We start from the raw sequence: 24398 nt of genomic DNA, 5'->3' as shown, positions 1-24398 counted from the left end.
GGTCCTCTTAGCTGAGCGACGTTTCCAATAAACCATGATTATGGTCTATTTTGCCCGCTAATGCCTTAAATGCTGCCGCGGCCTTGGTCATGGGGAAGGCTTCGATGACGCTGCGGCCGAGTTTCGCGGCGATGCCCAGATGCTCGTCGGACGGGATCAGCCCGGCAAAGTTGAGCTCGATATAAAGGTGCCGGCGCGCCACTTCTGCAATGTTGTTGAAGACGACGCGCGCCTGCGCCTCGCTGGCATGCGACACCACGATGCCGAAAGAGCGCCTGCCTATCTGGCCGCATAGTTGCTTGATCAGGGTGTAAGCCTGGGTAATGGAACCGACATCCCGTGTCATGTGTATCAGTATCTCCCCATGATGTAGTACGTCCAGCGGCATGGCGTCTTGAGCGTTGAGCGCCGCATCCACCAGAACGATGTCGTGCTGGCTCGCCATGGCCAGGAACACCCGCTCGAGCTGCTGTTTGATGTTGTCGTTTTGCAGAAAACGGCCGGCGGAATTTCCTGACAGCAATTTTGCAACAGAATAGCCTTGGCTGTCATTGTTTATTAACGGCTGGTGCAGTTCCGGCCGCATGATGGCCTCCAGCAATGTTCCCTGCTCGGCATTGATGCCGTAATGGCCGACCTCGTGCATCAAGGCGCTGGTCGCCTCCACGATCAGCACCTTGTTTCCTTGCCGGTAAAGCGGGGCGGCAAGGTTGGTCATGAACCTGGCGTGCTCAGGTTTGCTGGCCGCGGAAAGCAGGGAGATGATCCTGGGCTTGGGGCCTGCCATGAGGCGGCGCAGGCCGGCCGCCTGGTCTTTATGCTGCTGGTTCATGCGAGGCCTCCTGCGATTTTTCCGCTGCTGGCGATGTTGGCCATCAGGAACGGCATTTCCGCATCGCGGAACTGGAATTGCTCCGCCTTTTTGCGCGTCATCTTGAATGCATGGTGCGCGAGGAAATTATTGTTGGCGATATGGATGTCCTCGGGCACGCGCTGGCCGTTGGCGACGTAATAAAGCCTGAGGCGTTCTCGGATGATGATGTCGAGCACGCTGCCGATCGAGGCGGCCTCGTCCAGCTTTGTGATGATGCCGCCGTCCAGGCCGTAGCGTTTGTATACGTCCATGACGTCGGCCAGGGTTTCGCCGGAGCTGGTGGCGTTCATGCACAGGATCTTCTTGATCGGCAGGCCGGTCTTGGACAGCATGGCGATTTGCTCCGCCACCATGCGGTCGCGCTGGCTGACGCCTACCGTGTCGATCAGGATGGTGTGCTTGCCCTTGAGCTCGTTCAGGGCAATGCGCAGGTCGGCCTCGTCCTTGACCGCATGCACCATGACGCCGAGGATCTTGCCGTAGATGCGCAATTGCTCGTGCCCGCCTATACGGTAAGAGTCGGTCGTGATCAGGGCCAGTTTTCCCGGGCCGTGCTTCATGACGAAGCGGGCGGCAAGCTTGGCGGTGGTGGTGGTCTTGCCGACGCCGGTCGGGCCGACCAGCGCATAAATGCCGCCCTGGTCGAGAATCTGTTGTTCGTCGGTGATGGTGTTGATGTTGTTGCTGAGCACGTTGTGCAGCCATTTCATGGCTGCGGCCTCGCTGTGGCCGGCAGGGACTTTTTCGGCAATCTGGCGCGAGAGGCCGGCGCTGAAGCCGGCCGAGATCATCTTGCCGAGCACACTGGACTTCACCGGGTCGCGTTGCTGGATATTGGTCCAGGTGATTTCGGTCAGCTGCGACTCGATGGCGCCGCGCATGGAGCGCAGCTCCTGCATCATATTGGCCATTTCGCGCTGGGCCATGCGGTCTTGAGCGGCCTGTTCGCTCACCGGCTGGGCGTTGTTCTTCACCAGGGGCTTGGCGACTTGGGGCGCGGCTGCCTGGATCTCTGGGCGTACGGGCTGCTTGCTTGCGGCTTGCGCGCGCTGTTGCTGCAGCGCCTTGTGGTTCAGCGGTTCCGCCGTTTTCAGGATGCGCTGGTTGCGGCTCAGCATGGACACCAGGGTTTCTTCCACGTCCGGCGCAGGAGACTGCGCCTTGGCGGCGACCGGCTTCGGCTTGTCGCGCGCCACCAGCGTCGCCATGTCCTCCTCGCGGAACGCCAGGATTTCGTTACCGCCTTCGACGGCGCGGTTGGAGAGGATGACGGCATTGGCCCCCAGTTCTTGCTTCACCATGTTCAGGGCTTCGCGGGAGTTTTTTCCGAAGTAACGTTTGATGTTCATGCTTGGCCTCCAATTAGGCTGGTAACGCGTATGGTTTTGGTGTCAGGAAGTTCTTCATGCGAGAGCACACGCAAGCGCGGGGCTGCGCGGCGCAGGAATCTGGATAGTGCGGTGCGCAGCGAGCCGGGAACCAGCAGCACCGGGGCCAGGCCCATTTGCTCCTGCTGTTTGGCCGCATTGGCGGTCTGGGTCGAGAGGGTCTCCGCCAGCCCCGGCTCGATGGCCGCGCCGCCATTGGCGCTGGCTTGCAATGCCTGCATCAGCAAGCGTTCCAGGTTGTGGTCCAGCGTCATGACCGGCACCTCGTTGCCGGTGGGGAACAGCTGCTGCACGATGGCGCGCCCGAGCTGGATGCGTACCAGCGAGGTGAGCTCGTCGGTGTCCTGGGTGCGCGGGCCATGCTCGGACAGGGTTTCGATGATGGTGCGCATGTCGCGGATATGCACGCCTTCCATCAGCAGGTTCTGCAGCACTTTCTGCACGCTGGAGAGGCTGAGCGCCTTAGGCACCAGGTCTTCCACCAGCTTGGGCGATTCCTTGCCCACATGGTCGAGCAATTGCTGCACTTCCTGGCGGCCCAGCAATTCCGCCGCGTGCGAAGTGATCATGTGGTTGAGGTGGGTGGCGATCACCGTGCTGGTGTCGACCACGGTATATCCCATGGCTTGCGCCTGGTCGCGGATGTTGGCTTCGATCCATACCGCAGGCAGCCCGAATGCGGGATCGGTCGTGGCCGTGCCGCTGAGCGGGCCGGTGACGTTGCCCGGGTCGATTGCCAGGTATTGGCCGGGAAAGGATTCGCCGTTGCCGATCTCGACGCCCTTCAATGTGATGCGGTAGCCTGCAGGGCGCAGCTCCAGGTTGTCGCGGATATGGATGGGCGGGGGCAGGAAGCCGACTTCCTGGGCGAATTTCTTGCGCAACCCCTTGATGCGCTTCAACAAGTCGCCGCCCTGGGCGACATCGACGAGGGGGATCAGCCGGTAGCCGACCTCCAGGCCGATGACATCCACAGGCATCACGTCGTCCCAGCTGGCTTCCGGGGAATCGGTGGCTGGCGCAGGCGTTTTTTCAGGTTCGGCTTCCTTGACTTGCTGTTTCTTTTCGGCTGCATAGGCAATGCCGGCCAGCAAGCCTGCAAGCAGCAGGAAGGCGAAATGGGGCATGCCGGGGATCAGGCCCAGGCCGGCAATGATGGCAGCGGTGATATAGATGGCGCGGGGATTGGCAAACAGCTGTTCCGTCAACTGGTTGCCGATGTCGCGATCGTCGGCAACCCGGGATACGACGACGCCGGCAGCCACCGAAATGATCAGGGCTGGAATCTGCGCCACCAGGCCGTCGCCGATCGCCAGCAGGGTATAGTTCTTGACCGCGTCGGCGAAGCTGAGATCGTGCTGAACCATGCCGACGATCAAGCCCCCGAGGATATTGATCACGATCACCAGGATGCCCGCCACCGCATCGCCGCGCACATACTTGCTGGCGCCGTCCATGGCGCCGTAGAACTCGGCTTCCTGCCCAATTTCCTTGCGGCGGCTGCGTGCCTCTTCCTCGCCGATCAGGCCGGCGTTCAGGTCCGCATCGATCGCCATTTGCTTGCCGGGCATCGCATCCAGCGTGAACCGCGCACCGACTTCCGCGATACGGCCCGCACCCTTGGTGACCACGACGAAATTGATGATGGTCAGGATGACAAATACCACAATCCCCACGGTATAGTTGCCGCCGATCAGGAAGTGCCCGAACGCCTCGATCACCTTGCCGGCCGCATCCGGGCCGGTGTGTCCTTCCGTCAATACGACACGGGTGGAGGCGACGTTGAGCGAAAGCCGCAGCATGGTGGTGACCAGCAATACGGTCGGGAAGGCGATGAAATCCAGCGGCTTGGAGGTTTGCAGGCCAACCAGCAGCACCAGGATGGAGAGCGCGATATTGAAACTGAACAAGGCATCCAGCGCGATCGCCGGCAATGGCAGGATCATCATGGCGAGCAGCATGATGATAATGATGGGCGCCGCCATCGAGGCTCCGCCGTTCAGCCACGAAGGGAGTTTGAAAGCATTCATGACTTAGTTGGCTCCTTTCATATGGGGGTCCATCGCGTCCGGCACGTCCAATGCGGTCGGCATGTCGGGGTAGTAGCCGCCATGCGTCTTGTAGCTGCGCAGCTGGAAGATATAAGCCAGGATTTCGGCGACAGCGGCATAGAGCGCCTGCGGGATTTCATCGCCCAGCTCGGTATGGGCGAAAAGCGCCCGCGCCAGCTTGGGGGATTCAAGGATCGCGACTTTATGCTCGCCGGCGATTTCCCTGATCTTGAGCGCGATATCGTCGGCGCCCTTGGCGATCACGCGCGGCGCCGCCATGGATTGGTCGTCATACTTGATGGCAACGGCATAGTGGGTCGGGTTGGTGATCACCACATCTGCCTTGGGAATCTCGGCCATCATGCGGCGGCGCGCCATTTCACGTTGCTGCTGACGGATACGCCCCTTGATCTGCGGGTTGCCTTCGCTTTCCTTGGCTTCCTGCTTGACCTCTTCCTTGGTCATCTTGAGCTTGTTGTTGTAGCTCCAGCGCTGGTAGGGCACGTCGATCAGCGCAATCAGTACCAATGCGGATACGATGAAGAGGAACCCCTTGATCAGGATGCCGTCCACCTGGGCGATACCGGTTTCCAGGGGTTGCGTCGGCAGCGAGAGCAGGGTGTCGAAGTCGTGCGCCATCACCATGTAGGAAACAGTGCCTACCAGGGTTGCCTTCAATATGGCCTTGACCAGCTCCACCAGCGAATTCTTCGAAAATAGGTTCTTGATGCCATTGAGCGGGTTGAGCTTGCCGAATTTGGGGGTGAATGCCTTGTTGCTGAAGTTCCATCCGCCTACCAGCACCGGGGCCCCTATAATCACGACCAACAGCAGCAGGACCAAGGGCGCAAACGCAATCAGCAATTCCAGGATCCCGCTCGCAATCTTGCTGAGCAACAGGCTGAAGTCGAAGGCGGCCTCGCGGCTGATGCGCAGGTTGCTGTTCATATTGCTCAGCATGGCCTGGTTGAGCCGGCCGCCCAGCATCATGAGGCCAAGGCCGCCAGCCATCAGCACCACGCAAGTGGAAAACTCGCGCGAACGCGGCACGTCGCCGTCCTCGCGGGCTTTTTCTATGCGCCGCGGCGTGGGCTGTTCCGTTTTTTCCAAATCGCTATCTTGCGCCATGCTCGTCCGTTCCCTGATGCAGGCAATATGTATTTTCTGTACACGTTGCCTTTCACGATGGCTGCATTATTCGTCACGGACAAAGCAATGAAATCGAAGAATAGAAGGGGGAAAACCAGTTATTCCTGATAAAAAAGTTAAAAATTTTTTGAAGAAATTCCTAAAGTTTGGGTAAACCATGCCGATAGATGTATTGTATGGAAAATTTTTTCGAATAAATTTCCATATTAATTAGTAACTTATAAAATTTTCGCAAATTTTTTTAAATTTACCCTAAAGCTTGATCAAGCGCTGCCGTTAAGCGGATATGGTTGCAAAAAATATTTTGAGGGATGCAAATCGTTAGATTGAGTTAGTGACTGAAAATTAGCAGTACTCCTCCTCTGAAAGCCTTATCTCCCAAGGCCGGTACGGTGTTTGTAAGACAAACACCGTACCGGCTGTGTTCGTTCGTCTTACGTAAAAAACCGACAGACGCTAGTTTTTTCCTCATCCCAAAAAGTTCAAAGTACGTCTCACCTGCACTGCACATAGCAGCGCTGACTTCTAAGCAAGGGAGCTGGAAATGAACGAACAAGAAATCATGGCAGAGATTAAAGATGCTAACCTCAGTTATCTGATGCTGGCGCAACAAATGATTCGTGCAGACAAGGCTAGTGCAATTTTCCGCCTTGGGCTGAGCCAAGAGATTGCAGATTTGCTGGAAGGTCTGAGCAATGCGCAACTGCTGAAGCTGAGCAGCTTCAATATGATGCTGACACGTTTCCGCTTCGATGACACCGCGATTCTGGGCATGCTGACCAGCTACACCAAGGATCGCATGCAGGCACAAGCCCATGCCGCCATCTTGATGGCGGGCCAGGGCGTTGAAGAAATCGCCTGAAGATAAAAAACATTCAGTCGCAAGCATCGGCAGTTCATTGGGTATCGGGGGGTATCATGAGTAAGAGCGTCATCAACGAAGCAGAACAGATCCAGTTGGCCATCCAGATGATTCATCTTGGCGCGAGGCTGCAATTGCTCGAATCCCAAACGACTTTGTCTCGTGAACGCTTGATCAAGCTATATAAGGAAATCAAGGGCATGTCGCCGCCTAAGGGCATGCTCCCCTTCTCGACCGACTGGTTCCTGACCTGGCAGCCGAATATCCATTCCTCGATTTTTGTGAATATTTATCACTTCCTGATCCAGCATGCAGGCGTGACGGGAATCACAGCCGTCATGAAGGCTTACAGGCTGTATCTGCAGCAGGTGGGAAGCGAACCTGACGATGACGAGGTGGTGTTGTCGCTGACACGCGCCTGGACCCTGATCCGTTTTCTCGATAGCAATATGCTGAAGATGCAACGCTGCAGCTGCTGTGGCGGCGAATTTGTCGTAAACGCCTACGACCTCCATGAACGTTATCAGTGCAACCTTTGCCATGTGCCTTCACGCGCCGGCAAGACCAAGAAAGCCAAGGAGCAGGCGGCAGCATTGATCGCGTAATCGTGAATATGTCGCTTCAACAGTTTTAATGGATCTTGCCCATGCGAATTGAGCAGGAGCCAAACCCGGAGTTGAGTGGTGCCAGGAAGCGGCTTCCCCCCGCTATCCTGGCTTTTTTTATTCAGTTTGCGGCGCTTGCGGCAGTCTGGTGCACCAGCCAATTGCTGTGGGGTCTCGGCTGGCAGGATTTGCCGGCCTGGACTTTGTTCCTGCTGCAAGGAGTGGTTGCCTGTCTGTTGTCCATCATGCTGGCGATGGCCGCTTGGTGGAGGTGGATACACCTGTTGTTCCCGTTGGCGATCCTGGCTATGCTGCAATGGCAATTGCCCGCATGGATATATCTGCTGGCGTTTTGTTTTACCCTTGCTCTGTTCTGGAGCACGTATCGCACCCAGGTGCCCTTCTATCCGACCAGGCCCGCGACTTGGCGTCAGGTCAAAGAGCTGGTTCCCGCGGACAGGCCGGTCGGCGTGCTCGATATCGGCAGCGGAATGGGCGGGCTTGTCATGTACCTGGCCCGGGAACGCACGAATGCCAGGTGTGCCGGAATTGAGCTGGCGCCTTTGCCATGGCTGATCAGCGTCTTGTCGGCCTTCTTAAAAAAATCTCCCGCATCATTCAAGTATGGCGACTACCAGGCCGTTAATCTTTCTGAGTACGACGTAGTGTTCGCGTACCTCTCCCCGGCGGCGATGCCTGATGTTTGGCTCAAGGCTAAGAAGGAAATGCAGGCAGGTAGTTTGCTTATCAGTTACGAGTTTGAGATTCCGGGAGTGGCTCCCAAGTTGCAGATTCAGGATAAGTTCGATGCCCCGAGTATTTTCGTATGGGAATTGTAAGCGCGGGACATTGCGCTCTAGGAGGCGTTCAAGCCACGATGATTCAGATATAAAGGGTTATTGCACTTCAATTGCCGCGATCAGAACATCAGCTTGATTGCTATGCTGAAAAAGAACTTAAGAAATCGGGCCTGTGAAGCCTGAGCGGAGCTTGCTGATATGCTGGTGATAGCGGGGTATCTGGTAGTACTGGGAAGTGTCTTTGGCGGGTTCGCCATGGCAGGCGGGCATCTGGCCGCCTTGTTCCAGCCGATAGAGTTGCTCATGATCGGCGGGGCCGCCATTGGCGCTTTCCTGGTAGGAAATGATGCCAAAGCAATCAAGGCGACGCTGAAAGCCTTGCCCAGCGTATTCAAAGGTTCGAAATACACCAAATCGCGCTATATGGATCTGTTGGCGCTGCTGTTTGAAATCCTCACCAAGATCCGCCGCGACGGGATGATGGCGGTCGAGAGCGACATCGATAACCCCGAAGCCAGCCAGATTTTCTCCAAGTATCCGGACATCCTTGCCGACCATCACCTGATGGATTTTATTTGCGATTATCTGCGCCTGATGACGTCGGGCAACATGGATGCGTTCCAGATCGAGAACCTCATGGACAATGAAATCGATACCCACCACCACGAAAGCATGGTGCCTTCACACTGCATCGCCCGTCTGGGCGACGGCATGCCGGCGTTTGGCATTGTGGCTGCGGTAATGGGGGTGGTGCACACCATGGAATCCGTAGGGTTGCCGCCAAACGAATTGGGGGTGCTGATTGCCCACGCCTTGGTGGGAACCTTCCTCGGCATTTTGCTCGCTTATGGCTTCGTCGGTCCGCTAGCGAGCTTGCTGGAGCGCAAGGCTGACGAGTCATCCAAGATGTTCCAGTGCGCCAAGGTGACTTTCCTCGCCAGTCTGAACAGTTACGCTCCTGCGATTGCGGTGGAGTTCGGCCGCAAGGTGCTGTATTCGACCGAGCGTCCCGAGTTCGCCGAACTGGAGGCTCACGTCAAGCAGGCCAAGGCCCGCTAGGGAAAGGAAAAGGCGGAGAACGAGATGGCCCAGGAAAACGTCCGGATTGTCGTCAAACGTGTCAACAAACATGGCGGTAGCCGTCATGCTGGTGCCTGGAAAATAGCCTATGCCGATTTCGTGACGGCAATGATGGCGTTCTTTCTCCTCATGTGGTTGTTGGGCTCCACGTCCAAGGCCGACCTGGAAGGGATTTCGGAGTATTTCAAGATGCCGCTCAAGGTGGCGATGCAAGGCGGGCCGGGCCTTGGCGCCAGCGATAGCGTCCTCAGGGGCGGCGGTACTGATGTGACCAAGGTACAGGGGCAGATCAGGAAGTCTGACGATATTGAGGCCAGGAAAAAGCCGGACTTGAAGGCCGCCAAGCAAGCGGTGGCCAAGGCGGATATGGAAAGGCTCAAGGTGCTGAAAAAGCGTATCGAGGATGCCATCGAGGCCAGCACGACATTGCGCCAGTTCAAGAAGCAGCTGTTGCTGGACATCACGACAGAAGGGCTGCGTATCCAGATCGTGGATGAGCAGAACCGCCCGATGTTCGCCTCTTCCAAGGCGGAACTTCAGCCATACGCCCGTCAGATCCTGCACGAGATCGGCCAGTTGCTCAACGACGTGCCGAACAAGATCAGCTTGTCCGGTCATACCGACTCGGCCCCTTATCCGAGTGGAGAGCGTTACTACAGCAACTGGGAGCTATCCTCTGACCGAGCCAATGCCTCACGCCGGGAATTGGTTGCCGGTGGCATGAAAGAGGAAAAGCTATTGCGCGTGGTAGGCTTGTCTTCCGCGGTATTGTTCGATAAGGAAAACCCGCTCAATCCCGTTAACCGTCGTATCAGCATCATCATCATGAACAAGAAGGCGGAGGAGGAAACGATTAACGACAATGGTTCGACGGAGGTGCGCGCAGCTGGCGATGTGCCTGCTGTGACTGAGAGTTTTAATAAATCATGATAGTGATCAAGCGGGATTTTTCTCTTGTTTTTTACAGATTGAATGTAGTCCGGACAGGATAGCGTATATGGCAAGTCAGACTATACCGATAGACGAATTAAAGGAGTTGCTGGTCAGTCTCGGCGGCTGGGGCGAGGAGCATCTTGAACACGTGGAGGCAGATCTCGGCCAGGCCAACGCGTTGTTGCGCGAGGCGATCAGCATGCTGGTGGATGGCTTCATGGCCATCAACCGGGCGGCGCAGGCGCAGCAGCAGATACTGTTGAGCTTGAGCGTCAGCACGCAATTATCTCAACAGCATATTGCCGAGGTGGCAATGTATAGCCGCCAGATCGAGAGCGAAGTGAACCGAGTCGTGACGGGAATGCAGTTCGAGGACATGACCAACCAGCTACTGACGCGCGCGCTCGCCCGCGTGGGCGGGCTCAAGTTATTGCTGCTGGCAATGGCGGATCAGCATGAGTCCTTGGTTTCCGGACATTCGCACGAGGATATTGCGGTCATTTTGCAAAAGATGAGCGAGTCGCTCAACGAAAAACGCGCTTCCATGCATCGCGATTTACAGTCGTCCGTGAATCAGCAGCATATGGGGGCGGGCGATATTGAGCTGTTTTAGGGTTTCTCTTTTAACAATGTCAGGTACGTGCCGGAGCGCATAGGCGCGCAATAACGGGGATTGAAAGATATGGGAAAAACAATACTGGCTGTAGATGACTCCGGGTCGTTGAGACAGATGGTGGTGTTCAGCCTGAACGCCGCCGGCTACCAGGTGATCGAGGCGGTGGATGGCGAGGATGCTATGCACAAGGCGCAGGCCCAGGTCGTGGATCTTGTGCTCACGGACCAGAATATGCCCAATATGGACGGACTGACGCTGATTAAATCACTGCGCAGCCTCAGTTCTTACCAGAAAGTGCCGATATTAATGCTAACGACCGAGTCCAGTGACGAAATGAAGGCATTGGGCAAGGCGGCTGGAGCGACAGGATGGCTGGTCAAGCCATTTGATCCCAAGCGTTTATTAGATGTTGTTCAGCGTGTCATTGGGTGAGGTTGGTGCACTGCACAGGACTGATCTCCGTGTGGAGCGTGGATAGCATGAATCAATGTGGAGTTGAATAATGACAATTGACATGAGCCAGTTTTACCAGGTGTTCTTCGACGAGTCGGACGAACTGCTGGCGGAAGCTGAGCGTTTGCTGCTCGAGCTTGATATCGAGAACCCGAGCGCGGAAGACCTCAATGCCATTTTTCGTGCTGCACACTCCATCAAGGGCGGGGCCGCGACTTTCGGCATGACCGACATGACCGAGATCACCCATGTGCTTGAGAACCTGCTGGACCGTATCCGCAAGAACGAGATGAAGCTCCAGGCAGAGCATGTGGACGTGTTCCTCGCCGCCAAGGACATTCTCAAGATGCAGCTGGATGGGCACCGGAACGGAAGCGCAGTGGATCAAGAGGCCGTCAGCGAGATCAAGGCGACATTGCATAGCCTGGCCCAGGAGGGCGGACAGGCTGTCGCTGCCCCGACGGAGGCATTGCCCGCGACTGGGCAAGCGCCCGCGGAGGCCAAGCCCGGCAATGCAATTGCCTCAGCGCCAGCTGCCGGTTCGACCAGGCAATACCAAGTGCAGTTGCCGGAATTGCCGGAAAAGGACGTGACGGCATTGACTGAGGAGCTGGCACTGTTGGGTACGGTGGAAGCATTGCCTGCGGTCGGCAACCGCCATGTGCTCAAGTTGAGCACGGAAGAGAGCCTGGACGACATCGTGGCCATCTGTTCTTTCATCCTCGACCCGGACGACCTGGTCATTACCGAGCTCGACGCTGGCGAACGCGACGCGCCCCTGGCCAAGCCAGCGGCTGGCGGCAGCCAGGCCTTTTTGATCGAAATCCCGGAAATTCTGGACAAGGATTGGAGCACGCTGGTTTCAGAGCTCGAATTGCTCGGCAAGGTCGCCGTGCAGCCTGTGGTGGGCAACTTGCATTCGCTCTGGCTGGAAACCGAAGAGGACCGTGACAGCATCCTCGCGGTGAGTTCCTTTGTCGTCGACGTCGACAAGATCAAAGTGACAAAGAGAAGTGATGCTCCGCTAACAGAAAGCGTGCAGGCAGAACCGGTTCAGGCTAAGGAAAAGCCGTTGGATGAGGGCGATTTCGGTTTGTTTGATGAAAGCGCCGTCAAACCGGAGCCTGTGGAGAAGCCTGCCGCTGTAGAGGCAACCAAGGTGAATGCGGAACCGCCGGAAAACAAACGGGTGGCGCCGCGCCGCGAGGCTGACAAGGCGGCGGCAAGCCAGGAAACCACATCCATCCGTGTCGGGATCGAGAAGGTGGACCAATTGATCAACCTGGTTGGCGAGCTTGTCATTACCCAGGCCATGATAGAGCAGCGTACCGGCACGCTGGACCCCATGCTGCATGAGCGCCTGCTCAACAGCGTAGGCCAATTGACACGAAACACCCGCGATTTGCAGGAAGCCGTCATGTCGATCCGCATGATGCCGATGGACTATGTATTTTCCCGTTTCCCGCGCATGGTGCGCGATCTTGCGAGCAAGCTCGGCAAGAAGGTCGAGTTCGTCACCAACGGCGCGGCCACCGAGCTGGACAAGGGTCTGATCGAGCGTATTGTCGACCCATTGACCCACCTGGTGCGCAACAGTATCGACCATGGCATCGAGTCGCCCGAGGTGCGTGCCGCCGCAGGCAAGAGCCCGGTGGGCCGTTTGTCGCTTTCAGCAGGGCATCAGGGCGGCAATATCATTATTGAGGTGAGCGACGATGGTGGCGGCCTCAACCGCGAACGCATCCTCAACAAGGCCAAATCCTCGGGGCTGAGCGTTTCCGACAGCATGCCGGACGGCGACGTATGGCAACTGATCTTTGCTCCTGGCTTCTCTACGGCGGAACAGGTGACCGATGTCTCCGGCCGAGGGGTCGGCATGGATGTGGTCAAGCGCAATATCACTGCCATGGGCGGTGTGGTCGACATACGTTCCGCCGCCGGATACGGCACCACCATTTCTATTTCCCTGCCCTTGACCCTGGCGATTCTTGACGGCATGTCCGTCCGGGTCGGGGATGAGGTCTACATCCTGCCGCTCAGTTTTGTCATGGAGTCGCTGCAGCCGTCTGCGGGCGACGTCAAGGATGTGACCGGCCAGGGCCGCCTGGTCAAGGTGCGTGAAGATTACCTTCCGCTGATTCCGCTATACCAGATGTTTGGCATCGAACCACTCTATCGCGAGCCCGAGGACGGCATCCTCGTGGTCTTGCAGGCGGACGGCAAGAAAGCCGCATTGTTCGTTGATGAACTGGTGGGTCAGCAGCAAGTCGTGGTGAAGAATCTCGAATCCAATTACCGCAAGGTGGCGGGGATTTCCGGCGCGACCATCCTCGGCGATGGCGGCGTCTCGCTGATTCTGGATGTTGCCAATTTGCTGCGGTCCAGCAGGCAGTTGATCACTGAAACTTCCATTCATTAAGAGGTGTTGTCATGTTAGAACCAACAAGCAGTAAAGCAGAGAGCCAGTCGCAACCGGTTCCATCAGGGGCAGCGCAAGGTGAGAGCAGCGAGTTCCTCGCTTTTACGCTGGGCAGCGAGGAATACGGGATTGATATCCTCAAGGTGCAGGAGATCCGCGGCTACGAGAGCGTGACCAGGATCGTCAACGCGCCGGAATTCATCAAGGGCGTGATCAACCTGCGCGGCATCATTGTCCCGATCGTGGACATGCGCATCAGGTTCAACCTGGGCACGCCTACCTACGACCAGTTCACCGTCGTCATCATCCTCAATATCAACGGGCGTGTGACCGGGATCGTGGTGGACAGCGTTTCCGACGTCACGACGCTGAACGCGCAACAGATCAAGCCTGCGCCGGAGATGGGCTCCATCCTGAGTACGGACTACCTGATTGGCTTGGGCACGCTGGATGACCGCATGTTGATTCTGGTCGATATCGATAAGTTGATGACCAGTTCGGAAATGGGCTTGGTCGACAATATCGTTGCCGACGCTTAGTCATCAGATAACGATAAAAACAGACATACTGAACTCGAAGGGCGGAGATTAGAAATGAAGCTACTGAATCCATTGATGAATTACATGTATGGTCAGAGGATCACCAAGCGCCTCATGATCGGTTTTGGATCGTTGCTGGTGTTGCTGGCGGCGATCGTCATCCTCAGTTTCGTGCTGATGACATCCATGAGTAACCGTACGGACGCGATTGTCGCGGAATCGGCGACCAAGCAGGCATTGCTGAATGATTGGAAGCTGTATACCAATATGAACATCGTCAATGCCGTGGCTTATATCAGGAACCGTAGCCAGAACCAGGAGGCATATTTCCTCGAAAAGATGGATGAGTATTCGAAAGAGGTCGACAAGCTGCAGGCGCAGGCCTTGGAATCCATGAAGGGCGACGAGTACCAACCTCTGTTAGAGAAAATCAACAAGGCGCGCGAGGAGTATCGCACCGTGCGCAGCGATGCCTTCAAGATCCGTGTCGCATTGAATGTGCGCGCAGCAGCGCTTGAGAACTGGCTGACCAATGAGCAAGTGAGCCTCGAGGAAAAGCGCAATGTCAGCAATAAGCTGGCCGCTGATGAAAAGGCATACTACGAAAGTATCGACAGCAGTTTCCAGGCTGCCCGCGACGCTTATCAGGGCGCCATGAACGAGTTGTTGCAGTATGAGCGCGACAGGGCAGTGGAATTGGCTGCGGCTAACAAGAGCGCCAGCATCCAGGGCCGTACCCTGGTGATCGTGCTGGGCTTGCTGGCCATCCTGCTGGGCGTGGTATTCGCGAGAGTGATTACGGTGTCCATCATCGAGCCGATCAATTACGGTATCCGCGTGATCGGCCGTGTCTCCAAGGGCGACCTGGCGCCGCGCCAGAACGACCTACTCGACATGATCAATGAAAACGCCTCCGATGAGCCTGGCAAGCTGCTGGTCGGCATCCGCTTCATGATCCAGGAACTGCGCAAGCTGGTGACGGAAGTGCGCGGCAGCACGGACACGATGCTGGTCGCGACCAGCGAGATTTCCTCCGGCAACGCCGACCTCTCTTCGCGTACCGAGTCGCAGGCTTCCAGCCTGGAAGAAACTGCCAGCTCCATGGAAGAGTTGACTTCCACCGTGCGCCAGAATGCGGACAACGCAAGACAGGCCAACCAATTGGTGATCACGGCTTCGGAGTCTGCGGTGCGTGGCGGACAAGTGGTCGACCAAGTCGTCAACACCATGGGCTCGATCAAGGAGAGCTCGCGCAAGATTGTGGACATCATCGGCGTCATCGACGGCATTGCCTTCCAGACCAATATCCTCGCGTTGAATGCTGCAGTTGAGGCGGCACGGGCGGGCGAACAGGGGCGCGGGTTCGCGGTGGTGGCGAGCGAGGTGCGCAACCTGGCCCAGCGTTCCGCGGCGGCGGCCAAGGAAATCAAGGGCCTGATCGGCGACTCCGTCGAGAAGGTCGATATCGGCAACAAGCTGGTGGACCAGGCCGGTACCACGATGAGCGAAATCGTGAGCTCGGTTCAACGCGTGGCCGACATCATGGGCGAGATTACCTCCGCCAGCCAGGAGCAAAGCTCCGGTATCGAGCAGGTGAACATCGCTATCGGGCAGATGGATGAAATGACCCAGCAGAATGCCGCCCTGGTTGAGCAGGCGGCGGCAGCGGCAGAAAGTCTTGAGGAACAGGCGCAGAAACTGTCCTCCACGGTCAGCGTATTCAAGATCAGCTAAAAATAAAATACTTGTTTTGATTAAAAGGCAGAAAAACGCAAACAGGGTGGCTGCATTGCCATCCTGACAATAGGAGAAAAAGTAACATGCGTATCAACATGCCTGTGACAACGAATGAGTATTTGCTGCGGGACGGCCAGTCGATTCTGTCGACGACCGACCTGCAGGGAAAAATCACTTATATAAACCAGGATTTCATCGAGGTCAGCGGCTTTACCGAAGAAGAGCTGATTGGCGCGCCTCACAACCTGGTGCGTCATCCGGACATGCCCTCCGAAGCTTTTGCCGACATGTGGGCGACGTTGAAGGCCGGATTGCCCTGGACGGGGATGGTCAAGAACCGGCGCAAGAACGGCGACTATTACTGGGTCCTGGCGAATGCCACGCCCATGCGCCAGAGCGGCAGTGTCGTGGGATATATGTCCGTACGCGTCAAGCCCACGCGCCAGCAAGTCGAACAAGCCGCGCGGATTTATGCCAGCTTGCGCGAAAACAAGCGCCATGGCCTCAAACTGCACCGTGGCGAGGTCCTGAAAACAGATTTAATCTCGCGGGTAAGAAGAGCAATGCAAATGACATTGAAAACAAGAGTGACCGTGACAACCATCGCCATCATTCTGGCGATGATTGTCGTCATGGCGGCAGCGCTTAGCGGGCTGGGCATTGGCTTCGTGATCGGCGGCGCCTTGGTTGCCATCGTGGCGGCCGTGGGGCTTGCCATGTCGCTTTCCGCCTCGGTGATCAAGCCGCTGCGCGAAGCAACCGACATCGCCAATTCGCTCGCGAGCGGCGATCTTTCGCACAAGTTCAGCAGCAGCAAGACGGACGAGACCGGCATGCTGTTGCGGGCGCTCAACCAGATGAATGTCAACATCGTCGCCATGATCTCCGACATCCGTACCAATATGCAGCGCATCAATATAGGTGTCAGCGAGATTGCCAAGGGCAACAACGATCTTTCGGCACGTACCGAATCCCAGGCCAGTTCGCTGGAAGAAACGGCCAGTTCGATGGAAGAGCTGGCCTCTACCGTGAAGCAGAACGCCGACAATGCACGGCAGGCCAATCAACTGGTGATATCCGCCTCCAGCGTCGCGGCCCGCGGCGGCGAAGTGATTGGGGAAGCCAGGGACAGGATGCGCCTGATCAGCGAGTCTGCCAACAAGATTTCAGACATCATCGGCGTGATCGACGGCATCGCCTTCCAAACCAATATCCTGGCATTGAATGCCGCGGTCGAGGCGGCCCGTGCCGGCGAGCAAGGGCGCGGGTTTGCCGTGGTTGCCGCAGAAGTGCGCAACCTGGCCCATCGTTCCGCGGCGGCGGCCAAGGAAATCAAGGGATTGATTTCCGATTCTGTGGAGCGGGTGGAGGCTGGGGTGGTGTTTGTCGACCAGGCCGGCACGACGATGACGGAGATCGTGTCTTCGGTGCGTAGTGTCACCGATATCATGGCGGAAATATCAGCGGCCTCGACCGAGCAGAGCTCAGGTATTGACCAAGTGAACCACGCAGTCAATGACATGGACGAGGTCACCCAGCGCAATGCCGCGCTGGTCGAGGAGTCCGCTGCGGCGGCGGAGGCATTGAAACGGGATGTGTTGCAGCTCGAGCGTGCCGTCAGCGTGTTCAAGCTTGGCAACGGCAGGGATGTCGCGCTGGAGCAGCAACAGCCTGTGGTTCAGGCCAAAGTTTCCGCACCGGTGTCGTCAAGGGCTAAGGTAGAGGTTAAGCCAAGCGCTTCTGCAACATCAAGCCCAGCCGCCAACGATGCGAAAATGAAAACTAAAGAAACTGCGAAGCAGGCGGCGCCCCCGTCCAAATCCGCACTACCCAGGAAGGTCATCGGTCCGGATCTTTCCAGCGATGAATGGGAAGAGTTCTGATCGCGCACGCGCATATGCAGAGGAACGTGTAATTGAATTCAAGCACAGTGAGCAAATCAAGTGCGGGCAAGGAGTTTGATTTTACAGAAGCGGATTTTGCCCGCGTACGCAAGCTGATCTATCAGGCGGCTGGCATTTCGCTGTCGGACTCCAAGCACGAGATGGTCTACAGCCGTCTTGCAAGGCGCTTGCGCGCGACTGGCATATCCAGCTTCCAGCATTACCTCGACGTGCTGGAAAGCGGTTCCGGCTCTGATGAGTGGGAGGCCTTTACCAACGCGCTCACCACCAACCTGACATCGTTCTTTCGCGAACATCACCATTTTCCCATTCTCGCGGAACATATCCGCAAGGCGGCTCAGCCCATTTCCATCTGGTGCTGCGCGAGTTCCACCGGCGAGGAGCCATACAGCCTTGCTATTACCGCTTGCGAAGCCTTCGGCACGCTGCGGCCGCCTGTCGAGATCATCGCCACCGATATTGACACCAATGTGCTGGCAACCGCTGCCTCCGGCATCTACACCTACGACCGCATCGAGAAATTGCCCATGGAGCAGAAGAAGAAATTCTTCCTACGCGGGACCGGCAAACAGCAGGGCATGGTGCGGGTGCGCGACGATTTGCGCAAGCTGATCAGTTTCAGGCCCCTGAACCTGCTGAGCAACAGCTGGCCTGTCAGCGGACAGTTCGATGCGATCTTCTGCCGCAATGTCATGATCTATTTCGACAAGCCGACACAGGCGGCGATTCTCAAGCGCTTTGCCCCGTTGATGAAGCCGGACGGCTTGCTTTTCGCCGGGCATTCGGAAAATTTTCTTTACGCCACTGACGCATTCAAGCTATTGGGCAAGACGGTATACACCCTCGAGCGGCGAGGAGGCTGAGCATGGCCAGCCCGATAGAAGAGCAGTTGGCTACCAACCTGTATTTCGACAAGACCTTCAATTGCGAGGCGGCCAAGATTTTGCCTGGGGAGTATTACACGACCAACCAGGACATCGTGATCGTGACGGTGCTGGGTTCATGCGTATCCGCATGTATCCGCGACAAGGTTTCCGGCGTTGGCGGCATGAATCATTTCATGCTGCCGGAGGGTAGCCCTGCGGATGCCAACAACCCGGTTTCAGAGTCGGCCCGTTATGGGACTTATGCCATGGAGGTGTTGATCAACCAGCTATTGAAGAACGGTGCGCGCCGGGAGAACCTTGAGGCCAAGATTTTTGGTGGCGGCAATGTGTTGAGCGGCTTTACCGCCATCAATATCGGCGAGAAGAATGCGGCATTTGTGCGCAAGTATTTGCGCGACGAGAATATCCGCGTGGTCGGCGAGGACCTGAACGATATCTATCCCCGCAAAGTGTATTTCTTCCCCAAGACCGGGCGCGTATTGGTGAAGAAGCTGAAGCAGATGCATAACAACACCTTGATTACGCGTGAAGAAAGCTATGCCAAGAGGCTCAACACGAACAAGGTGGCTGGCGATGTGGAATTGTTTTGAGGCAGGCTCAACGGTGGTGGCTGGGAGGAGACCAGATGCCAGGTGATAGTTAAATAAAAAGGCAATGTCATGACCATAAAAGTTCTTATCATCGACGATTCAGCGCTGATTCGCAGCTTGTTGACGGAGATCATCAACCAACAGCCTGATCTCGAGGTGGTGGGCGCGGCTCCCGACCCCTTGATCGCGCGGGAAATGATCAAACAAAAGAATCCTGATGTGCTGACCCTTGACGTGGAAATGCCCAAAATGGACGGGTTGGATTTTCTCGAGCGCCTGATGCGGCTGCGCCCGACGCCGGTGGTGATGATTTCCTCGCTGACCGAGCGCGGCTCGGAAATCACCATGCGGGCCATGGAGCTGGGCGCGGTGGATTTCATTACCAAGCCGAAAATGTCGATTGCCAGCGGCATGCATGAATATAGCGAGATGATTGCGGACAAGATACGCGCAGCTTCCAGGGCGCGCCTGATTGCCAGGAAACCATTGACTCCGGCGACAGGCAGCACTGGTTTGCCTTCGGTCGGCAATCCCCTGATCAGCAGCGAGAAGCTCATCATCATTGGCGCCTCCACGGGCGGCACCGAGGCGATCAAGTCCTTCCTGATGCAAATGCCGTCGGACTGTCCCGGCATCCTGATTACGCAGCATATGCCGGCAGGCTTTACGCAATCTTTTGCCAATCGCCTGAACGCCTTATGCAAAATCTCGGTGCAGGAAGCCAAGGGCGGCGAGCGCGTCCTGCCTGGCCATGCGTATATTGCGCCTGGGCATTCGCACCTGTTGCTGGCGCGTAGCGGCGCCAATTACGTGACGCAGCTGGATGACGGCCCGCCCGTGAGCCGGCACCGCCCCTCGGTGGATGTCTTGTTCAGTTCTGCCGCAAGCAATGCGGGCAAGAATGCGATTGGTGTTATTCTCACGGGCATGGGCAAGGATGGTGCCGAAGGCATGCTGAAAATGAAGCAGGCCGGGGCCTACAACTTTGCGCAGGACGAGGCGAGCTGCGTCGTCTTCGGCATGCCCAAGGAGGCAATTGCCATGGGCGGGGTGGACGAGGTGAGCTCATTGTATGATATGCCTGGCAAGGTGCTGCAATACCTCGCAGCCAACAGCGCGCGGGCATTGCGTGTTTAATATGGAGGTGCCGCAGCATGATCGACCGGCATTTCCGGCAATACAAATAAAAGTTGAAATGGAGTAACAAATGGCAAATCCCAATACCAAATTTCTGGTGGTCGACGACTTTTCGACCATGCGGCGTATTGTGCGTAACCTGCTCAAGGAGCTGGGTTACAACAATGTCGATGAAGCTGAGGATGGCGTCATGGCCCTGGCCAAGTTGAGGAGCGGAAGCTTCGATTTCGTGGTGTCCGACTGGAACATGCCCAATATGGACGGGTTGACCATGTTGCAGCAGATACGCGCCGACCCGGCGCTGTCATCGTTGCCGGTGTTGATGGTGACCGCAGAAGCGAAAAAGGAAAACATCATTGCGGCTGCCCAGGCAGGCGCCAATGGCTACGTGGTGAAGCCGTTCACCGCTGCGACATTGGATGAGAAGCTTAGTAAAATTTTTGAGAAGCTTGAAAAAGCAGGGGGCTGATAATGAGTAACCCACTTCAACATGTAGAACTCGTACCGGGTGAAGCCGAGAACATGCAATCCCAGCATGATGAAATGCTGCACCGTATCGGCTTAATGACCAGGAACCTGCATGAAAGCTTGCGCGGCCTTGGATTCGACAAGCTGCTCGAGCAGGCGGCGCACGGAATACCCGATGCCAGGGACAGGCTCAATTACGTAGCGCGCATGACCGAGCAGGCGGCAGAGCGCGTATTGAATGCGACCGACATTGCGACGCCCTTGCAGGATGAGTTGAACCAGCAGGCCGTCAGCCTGGAAGAGCGTTGGAAAAACATCCTGGCCGTACCTTCGCTCAAGAAGGATTATGACCAGGTGGCCGACGAGACGATGGCATTCCTCACCAAGACGGTAAGTCATACCGATGCGACCAAGGCGCAATTGCTCGATATCATGATGGCGCAGGATTTCCAGGACCTGACTGGGCAAGTGATCAAGAAAATCACCGAGCTTGCGCAGGAAATAGAACAGCAACTGGTGCAGGTGCTCATCGACTTCTCCCCAGGCACCGGGGTGAAAAAGGAAGACAACAGCCTCATGAACGGCCCGCAGATCAATCCTGATACCGCCATCGACGTGGTGGCGAACCAGGAGCAGGTGGATGATTTGCTCGACAGCCTCGGTTTTTGAGCGGCTGGCAGCCGATGGCGATGGATGGCTAGTCCGATTGGCCTATTGTTCGCCAATTAAGGATGAGCGACCATGCGTACCCAAGAGCAGTACAAAATAAAATGTGCAAAAAAGCACGCAGTACATCACATTTTCCAGGGGAGCTTCCGCGTTATACGCATAGAAGCGACAAGTTGCGCTTAACCTAAGGTAAATGACAATCGAGAGGTGGGGAGGCTGTGGAGATCACGGCCTTTTTAGTACCTGCCGTGATTGAAGGCACGGCTATTTGCGGAACTTGGCGACGGCCTGTGCGCGATTCAGCACATTGAGTTTCTTGAAAATGCGTTGCAAATGGTTTTTGACAGTGAAGGCGCTGATGTCGAGGATCATGCCGATTTCCTGATTGGTTTTGCCCTTGGTGACCCAGTCCATGATTTCCAGCTCCCGGCCGGAAAGAATATTCAGGCTTTCATCCTTGGGCTCTGGTTCGACCTTGACGGGTGTGGGCTGCTGTTCCGGCAAATGCTCGATCTGCCGCAACGCACTGTCGATGTAAGGCAGGAGCGCTTCCAGCATGGGGCGCGAGGCCGGAGGAAAACTCAAGTTGGAGCTGAGCAACACATAAAGACAATCGTGCCGGCCACGATGATCCTTGATGGCATGCACCAAGGCCGATTTCATGTTTTTTAAGTAATAACTTGATTCTACGTTCGAGAACTCGCAGTCGTGCAAAATATTGTCGGCTGCGGCAAGCGTAAAGGGGGCCTTGGCATGGTTCAGCCAATAGTTGAACAGGTTCTGCAGGAACTTATTGATTTCGTGGCTGGCAATCTTGTCGGAGCGGATGCCAGGCAGGGGCGAAACAACATTGAAGTATATGACTCCAAGTGAAAAGTCTCCCCAAGCCGTGATCATGATCTCATGCGGAAGGAAAATCTGCAGTTTCCCCTGCATCCAGAGAAAAAGCTCGAAGTGCGAGCGAATTCTCAAGGATTCGTGCATTAGCTCAATTAACTGGCTTTTCTCGATATCGTTTAAGTTTTTATTTAAGGACATGTGCTCGGTTATAATTTACTAAGCAATTCAGGTCTAATTTTTTGTGTCATATATATACTCTTGCATTATTATGACGCAAATAGCTTGAGTATGAGAATTTTTGAGAGCATTTATCTATTAATTTCCATAAATATTTTATGGGTAATTAATACATTCCTTTAAATCTAAGGGCAAAAATTACATGTATCCTGATTTGGTGCATCTGGGCGGAGCCGATAAATACGTCGAAGAAATCCTAGAAATCGTCAATACAATCAAGCTGTTTGGCGATTTCACCGATGAAGAAGTGCGTTATTTATGCTCTTACATGCAATGCTATGCTGCGCCCAGAGACTGTCAATTGCTGACCGAAGGCGATACGGGCGATTACCTGCTCCTGATCCTCACGGGCGAAGTCAATGTCATCAAGGACATTCCGAATAAAGGCATCCAGACGATTGCCCAGGTGGGCGCCGGCGCGATTATCGGCGAAATGTCCATGATCGACGGCATGCCGCGTTCAGCCAGCTGCGTCGCCAGCTTGCCCACGGACTTTGCGGTGCTGACCAGGGAAGCGCTCTATCAATTGCTGGCCAATATGCCCAAGCTGGGCAACAAGGTGCTGGTAAGATTGCTGCAATTGCTCACGGCGAGGTTCCGCGAGACCTCCGACAGGTTTCTTCCGAAAACGTTGGGCGAGCTGGTCTGACCGGCGAATGTCAATGTAAGGACTAGGCCGCTGGTGTTGAACGGTGCGCCGAAGAATAAAGCCACTGAAATCCCGCTATGCGGGATTTTTTTATGTCCGGCAAAAATAGTAAGGCTTCACCCACGCATGTGAATCGCCCCGGTTTTTCTAGACACTCTGTAGCCGGTTGAAATACTGATTTTCGAACTCTACCGGAGAAACGTCGTTTGCATAACCATGGCGACGTTTCGGGTTATAAAATATCTCGATGTAGTTGAAGACATCCCGGCGAGCTTCCTCGCGGTCGAGATAGGTTTTGCGGCGGATTCGCTCCCGTTTGAGTAGCTGGAAGAAACTCTCAGCGACAGCGTTGTCATAGCAATTTCCCCGTCGGCTCATGCTGGCCACCAGGCCATGGGCTTTCAGAAAGGCTTGCCAGTTGTGGCTGCTGTACTGGCATCCCTGGTCCGAATGGACGATCACGGGCGCCGTGGGATTTCGCCGCCAGACCGCCATCAGCAAGGCATTGATTGCCAGTTCGCTATCGATCCGCGAGCGCATCGACCATCCGATGACCTGACGCGAGAACAGGTCCAGTACCACGGCCAGATACAACCAGCCTTCGTTGGTTCGGATATAGGTGATGTCTGTCACCCAAACCTGATTGGGCGCTTCGACATCGAATTTCTGCTCCAGCTGATTCTCAGCCACGACCGCGGGCTTGCCGTAGCGACCGGCCCGACGACGGTAGCCCACCTGTGCCCGCAGCCCTTCCTGCCTCATCAAACGATAAACCCGATGTTTGCCGCAGCGCTCGCCCAGATCGCGCAGGTCATGTGCAATCTTGCGATAACCATAGACGCCACCGCTCTCCAACCAGGATTGCTTGATCAGCCCCAGCAGTCGTTGATCATCCTGCTGACGAGGCAACACGGGTTCGGCCTTCCAAGCGTAATAGCCGCTGGGATGAACGGCCATCATGTGGCAGAGCCGGCGCACCGGATACTGCGTTTCATGGGATTGAGTACCTTACCGGGACTCTTTGGCAAAGTACGCTGCGGCCTTTTTTAGGATGTCGCGCTCCTCGCTGACCCGCTTCAGTTCGGCCTTGAGTCGGCGAATTTCTGCCGCCTGGCCTTGCAACTCGCTACGCTCAACCTCGGGCACGCTGTAACGCTTCAGCCACTCGTACAGGGTCGGCAACGTCACGCCCAATCGACTCGCCACTTCTGAGGCGGGATGACCACGATCCGTGACCTGTTTGACCGCTTCAATCTTGAACTCTTCCGGGTAACGCTTGCTGCTCATGACTTCTCCTTTTGCCTAAGTTTAAGGCTTCGGAGCGTCTACTGGTTCCGGGGCGATTCAATGGCGCCATCAACCCTGGGCGCTATTATCAAGATTCGCTTGCTAGTCAAATTGGCAGTTTTCGCGATGGCTGCAAGTATCAATCTTTCCCCAGGCCTGCATAGCAAAAGCAGGCTTCACACGATGTCATTGGCTTTTCTACTTCTACCAGGGATTCCGGCAAA

General features: G+C 56.1%; 22 protein-coding genes and 1 pseudogene. 17 read left to right on the top strand and 6 right to left on the bottom strand.

The annotated features are described in order from the left end of the window. Positions 1-7: 7 nt before the first annotated feature. From ACWXTG_RS06710 to flhB, 4 genes are read right to left on the bottom strand one after another with little or no spacing between them, the layout of a single operon-like run. On the bottom strand, positions 8-832 hold the full coding sequence (locus ACWXTG_RS06710) for a MinD/ParA family ATP-binding protein (protein ID WP_480221132.1): 825 nt from the start codon (positions 830-832) through the stop codon (positions 8-10). Further along, positions 829-2223, bottom strand: coding sequence for a flagellar biosynthesis GTPase FlhF (gene flhF / locus ACWXTG_RS06705; protein ID WP_480221131.1), 1395 nt, complete (start codon positions 2221-2223; stop codon positions 829-831). The genes ACWXTG_RS06710 and flhF overlap by 4 nt, the downstream gene beginning before the upstream one ends. Next, positions 2220-4292, bottom strand: coding sequence for a flagellar biosynthesis protein FlhA (flhA, locus tag ACWXTG_RS06700; RefSeq protein WP_480221130.1), 2073 nt, complete (start codon positions 4290-4292; stop codon positions 2220-2222). Before flhA ends, flhF begins: the two co-directional genes overlap by 4 nt. Positions 4293-4295: 3 nt before the next feature. Then, entirely contained in the window at positions 4296-5441 is a 1146-nt protein-coding gene (flhB, locus tag ACWXTG_RS06695; RefSeq protein WP_480221129.1) for a flagellar biosynthesis protein FlhB, read from the bottom strand. A gap of 565 nt (positions 5442-6006) precedes the next feature. On the opposite strand from flhB, the gene flhD reads away from it, so the two are divergent. The 16 genes from flhD to cheZ all read left to right on the top strand — a co-directional run bounded on the left by flhD (position 6007) and on the right by cheZ (position 21161). Continuing rightward, positions 6007-6324, top strand: coding sequence for a flagellar transcriptional regulator FlhD (flhD, locus tag ACWXTG_RS06690; RefSeq protein ID WP_011480164.1), 318 nt, complete (start codon positions 6007-6009; stop codon positions 6322-6324). A 53-nt stretch (positions 6325-6377) separates the two neighbouring features. Further along, positions 6378-6929 carry a flagellar transcriptional regulator FlhC gene (flhC, locus tag ACWXTG_RS06685; RefSeq protein WP_407997168.1) on the top strand — a complete coding sequence of 184 codons (552 nt, stop codon included), beginning with the start codon at positions 6378-6380 and terminating at the stop codon, positions 6927-6929. A 41-nt stretch (positions 6930-6970) separates the two neighbouring features. Next, positions 6971-7768 carry a class I SAM-dependent methyltransferase gene (locus tag ACWXTG_RS06680; RefSeq protein ID WP_309566524.1) on the top strand — a complete coding sequence of 266 codons (798 nt, stop codon included), beginning with the start codon at positions 6971-6973 and terminating at the stop codon, positions 7766-7768. Between the two features lie 159 nt (positions 7769-7927). Next, positions 7928-8788, top strand: coding sequence for a flagellar motor stator protein MotA (gene motA, locus ACWXTG_RS06675; RefSeq protein WP_309566523.1), 861 nt, complete (start codon positions 7928-7930; stop codon positions 8786-8788). A gap of 24 nt (positions 8789-8812) precedes the next feature. Next, entirely contained in the window at positions 8813-9739 is a 927-nt protein-coding gene (gene motB, locus ACWXTG_RS06670; RefSeq protein WP_480221128.1) for a flagellar motor protein MotB, read from the top strand. Positions 9740-9806: 67 nt separating this feature from the next. Next, positions 9807-10355, top strand: coding sequence for a chemotaxis protein (locus ACWXTG_RS06665; protein ID WP_480221127.1), 549 nt, complete (start codon positions 9807-9809; stop codon positions 10353-10355). A gap of 69 nt (positions 10356-10424) precedes the next feature. Then, the gene (locus ACWXTG_RS06660) at positions 10425-10790 is read left to right on the top strand and encodes a response regulator (protein WP_309566520.1); all 366 of its coding nucleotides are present in this window, start codon (positions 10425-10427) and stop codon (positions 10788-10790) included. A 70-nt stretch (positions 10791-10860) separates the two neighbouring features. Further along, the gene (locus ACWXTG_RS06655) at positions 10861-13230 is read left to right on the top strand and encodes a chemotaxis protein CheW (protein ID WP_480221126.1); all 2370 of its coding nucleotides are present in this window, start codon (positions 10861-10863) and stop codon (positions 13228-13230) included. Positions 13231-13241: 11 nt separating this feature from the next. Beyond that, positions 13242-13769 carry a chemotaxis protein CheW gene (locus ACWXTG_RS06650; protein WP_480221125.1) on the top strand — a complete coding sequence of 176 codons (528 nt, stop codon included), beginning with the start codon at positions 13242-13244 and terminating at the stop codon, positions 13767-13769. Between the two features lie 54 nt (positions 13770-13823). Beyond that, on the top strand, positions 13824-15503 hold the full coding sequence (locus ACWXTG_RS06645; RefSeq protein ID WP_480221124.1) for a methyl-accepting chemotaxis protein: 1680 nt from the start codon (positions 13824-13826) through the stop codon (positions 15501-15503). A gap of 86 nt (positions 15504-15589) precedes the next feature. Then, positions 15590-17389 (top strand): methyl-accepting chemotaxis protein, encoded by a 1800-nt coding sequence (locus tag ACWXTG_RS06640; protein WP_480221123.1) that lies wholly within the window; start codon positions 15590-15592, stop codon positions 17387-17389. Between the two features lie 32 nt (positions 17390-17421). Next, the gene (locus tag ACWXTG_RS06635; RefSeq protein ID WP_480221122.1) at positions 17422-18273 is read left to right on the top strand and encodes a CheR family methyltransferase; all 852 of its coding nucleotides are present in this window, start codon (positions 17422-17424) and stop codon (positions 18271-18273) included. 2 nt (positions 18274-18275) lie between these two features. Then, on the top strand, positions 18276-18887 hold the full coding sequence (gene cheD, locus ACWXTG_RS06630; protein ID WP_309566512.1) for a chemoreceptor glutamine deamidase CheD: 612 nt from the start codon (positions 18276-18278) through the stop codon (positions 18885-18887). 69 nt (positions 18888-18956) lie between these two features. Then, entirely contained in the window at positions 18957-20024 is a 1068-nt protein-coding gene (locus ACWXTG_RS06625; RefSeq protein ID WP_480221121.1) for a protein-glutamate methylesterase/protein-glutamine glutaminase, read from the top strand. A 70-nt stretch (positions 20025-20094) separates the two neighbouring features. Further along, positions 20095-20493 (top strand): chemotaxis response regulator CheY, encoded by a 399-nt coding sequence (cheY, locus tag ACWXTG_RS06620; RefSeq protein ID WP_230347692.1) that lies wholly within the window; start codon positions 20095-20097, stop codon positions 20491-20493. A 2-nt stretch (positions 20494-20495) separates the two neighbouring features. Then, the gene (cheZ, locus tag ACWXTG_RS06615; RefSeq protein WP_480221120.1) at positions 20496-21161 is read left to right on the top strand and encodes a protein phosphatase CheZ; all 666 of its coding nucleotides are present in this window, start codon (positions 20496-20498) and stop codon (positions 21159-21161) included. Between the two features lie 264 nt (positions 21162-21425). Here cheZ and epsA read toward each other — a convergent pair whose 3' ends face one another. Further along, positions 21426-22199 (bottom strand): XrtB/PEP-CTERM-associated transcriptional regulator EpsA, encoded by a 774-nt coding sequence (gene epsA, locus ACWXTG_RS06610; protein ID WP_309566509.1) that lies wholly within the window; start codon positions 22197-22199, stop codon positions 21426-21428. A 181-nt stretch (positions 22200-22380) separates the two neighbouring features. Between epsA and ACWXTG_RS06605 the strand changes: the two genes are divergently transcribed. Next, positions 22381-22887 carry a Crp/Fnr family transcriptional regulator gene (locus tag ACWXTG_RS06605; protein ID WP_309566507.1) on the top strand — a complete coding sequence of 169 codons (507 nt, stop codon included), beginning with the start codon at positions 22381-22383 and terminating at the stop codon, positions 22885-22887. 147 nt (positions 22888-23034) lie between these two features. Here the strand turns inward: ACWXTG_RS06605 and ACWXTG_RS06600 are convergent. Beyond that, positions 23035-24174, bottom strand: a pseudogene (locus tag ACWXTG_RS06600) (IS3 family transposase). Positions 24175-24398: the final 224 nt, after the last annotated feature.

The sequence above is a fragment of the Methylobacillus sp. DLP286 genome (assembly GCF_056636515.1).
Note: the sequence above shows the minus strand (reverse complement) of the source record. Positions and strands in the feature narration are given on the sequence as shown.

Excerpts from the sequence above, each read along its gene's own strand:
- ACWXTG_RS06645 (WP_480221124.1), top strand. The coding sequence starts at position 13,824 with ATGAAGCTACTGAATCCATTGATGAATTACATGTATGGTCAGAGGATC.
- cheZ (WP_480221120.1), top strand. The coding sequence starts at position 20,496 with ATGAGTAACCCACTTCAACATGTAGAACTCGTACCGGGTGAAGCCGAG.
- ACWXTG_RS06710 (WP_480221132.1), bottom strand. The coding sequence starts at position 832 with ATGAACCAGCAGCATAAAGACCAGGCGGCCGGCCTGCGCCGCCTCATG.
- motA (WP_309566523.1), top strand. The coding sequence starts at position 7,928 with ATGCTGGTGATAGCGGGGTATCTGGTAGTACTGGGAAGTGTCTTTGGC.
- ACWXTG_RS06625 (WP_480221121.1), top strand. The coding sequence starts at position 18,957 with ATGACCATAAAAGTTCTTATCATCGACGATTCAGCGCTGATTCGCAGC.
- flhB (WP_480221129.1), bottom strand. The coding sequence starts at position 5,441 with ATGGCGCAAGATAGCGATTTGGAAAAAACGGAACAGCCCACGCCGCGG.
- cheY (WP_230347692.1), top strand. The coding sequence starts at position 20,095 with ATGGCAAATCCCAATACCAAATTTCTGGTGGTCGACGACTTTTCGACC.
- ACWXTG_RS06680 (WP_309566524.1), top strand. The coding sequence starts at position 6,971 with ATGCGAATTGAGCAGGAGCCAAACCCGGAGTTGAGTGGTGCCAGGAAG.
- cheD (WP_309566512.1), top strand. The coding sequence starts at position 18,276 with ATGGCCAGCCCGATAGAAGAGCAGTTGGCTACCAACCTGTATTTCGAC.
- ACWXTG_RS06640 (WP_480221123.1), top strand. The coding sequence starts at position 15,590 with ATGCGTATCAACATGCCTGTGACAACGAATGAGTATTTGCTGCGGGAC.
- flhF (WP_480221131.1), bottom strand. The coding sequence starts at position 2,223 with ATGAACATCAAACGTTACTTCGGAAAAAACTCCCGCGAAGCCCTGAAC.
- ACWXTG_RS06665 (WP_480221127.1), top strand. The coding sequence starts at position 9,807 with ATGGCAAGTCAGACTATACCGATAGACGAATTAAAGGAGTTGCTGGTC.
- ACWXTG_RS06650 (WP_480221125.1), top strand. The coding sequence starts at position 13,242 with ATGTTAGAACCAACAAGCAGTAAAGCAGAGAGCCAGTCGCAACCGGTT.
- flhD (WP_011480164.1), top strand. The coding sequence starts at position 6,007 with ATGAACGAACAAGAAATCATGGCAGAGATTAAAGATGCTAACCTCAGT.
- ACWXTG_RS06605 (WP_309566507.1), top strand. The coding sequence starts at position 22,381 with ATGTATCCTGATTTGGTGCATCTGGGCGGAGCCGATAAATACGTCGAA.
- ACWXTG_RS06660 (WP_309566520.1), top strand. The coding sequence starts at position 10,425 with ATGGGAAAAACAATACTGGCTGTAGATGACTCCGGGTCGTTGAGACAG.
- epsA (WP_309566509.1), bottom strand. The coding sequence starts at position 22,199 with ATGTCCTTAAATAAAAACTTAAACGATATCGAGAAAAGCCAGTTAATT.
- flhA (WP_480221130.1), bottom strand. The coding sequence starts at position 4,292 with ATGAATGCTTTCAAACTCCCTTCGTGGCTGAACGGCGGAGCCTCGATG.
- motB (WP_480221128.1), top strand. The coding sequence starts at position 8,813 with ATGGCCCAGGAAAACGTCCGGATTGTCGTCAAACGTGTCAACAAACAT.
- ACWXTG_RS06655 (WP_480221126.1), top strand. The coding sequence starts at position 10,861 with ATGACAATTGACATGAGCCAGTTTTACCAGGTGTTCTTCGACGAGTCG.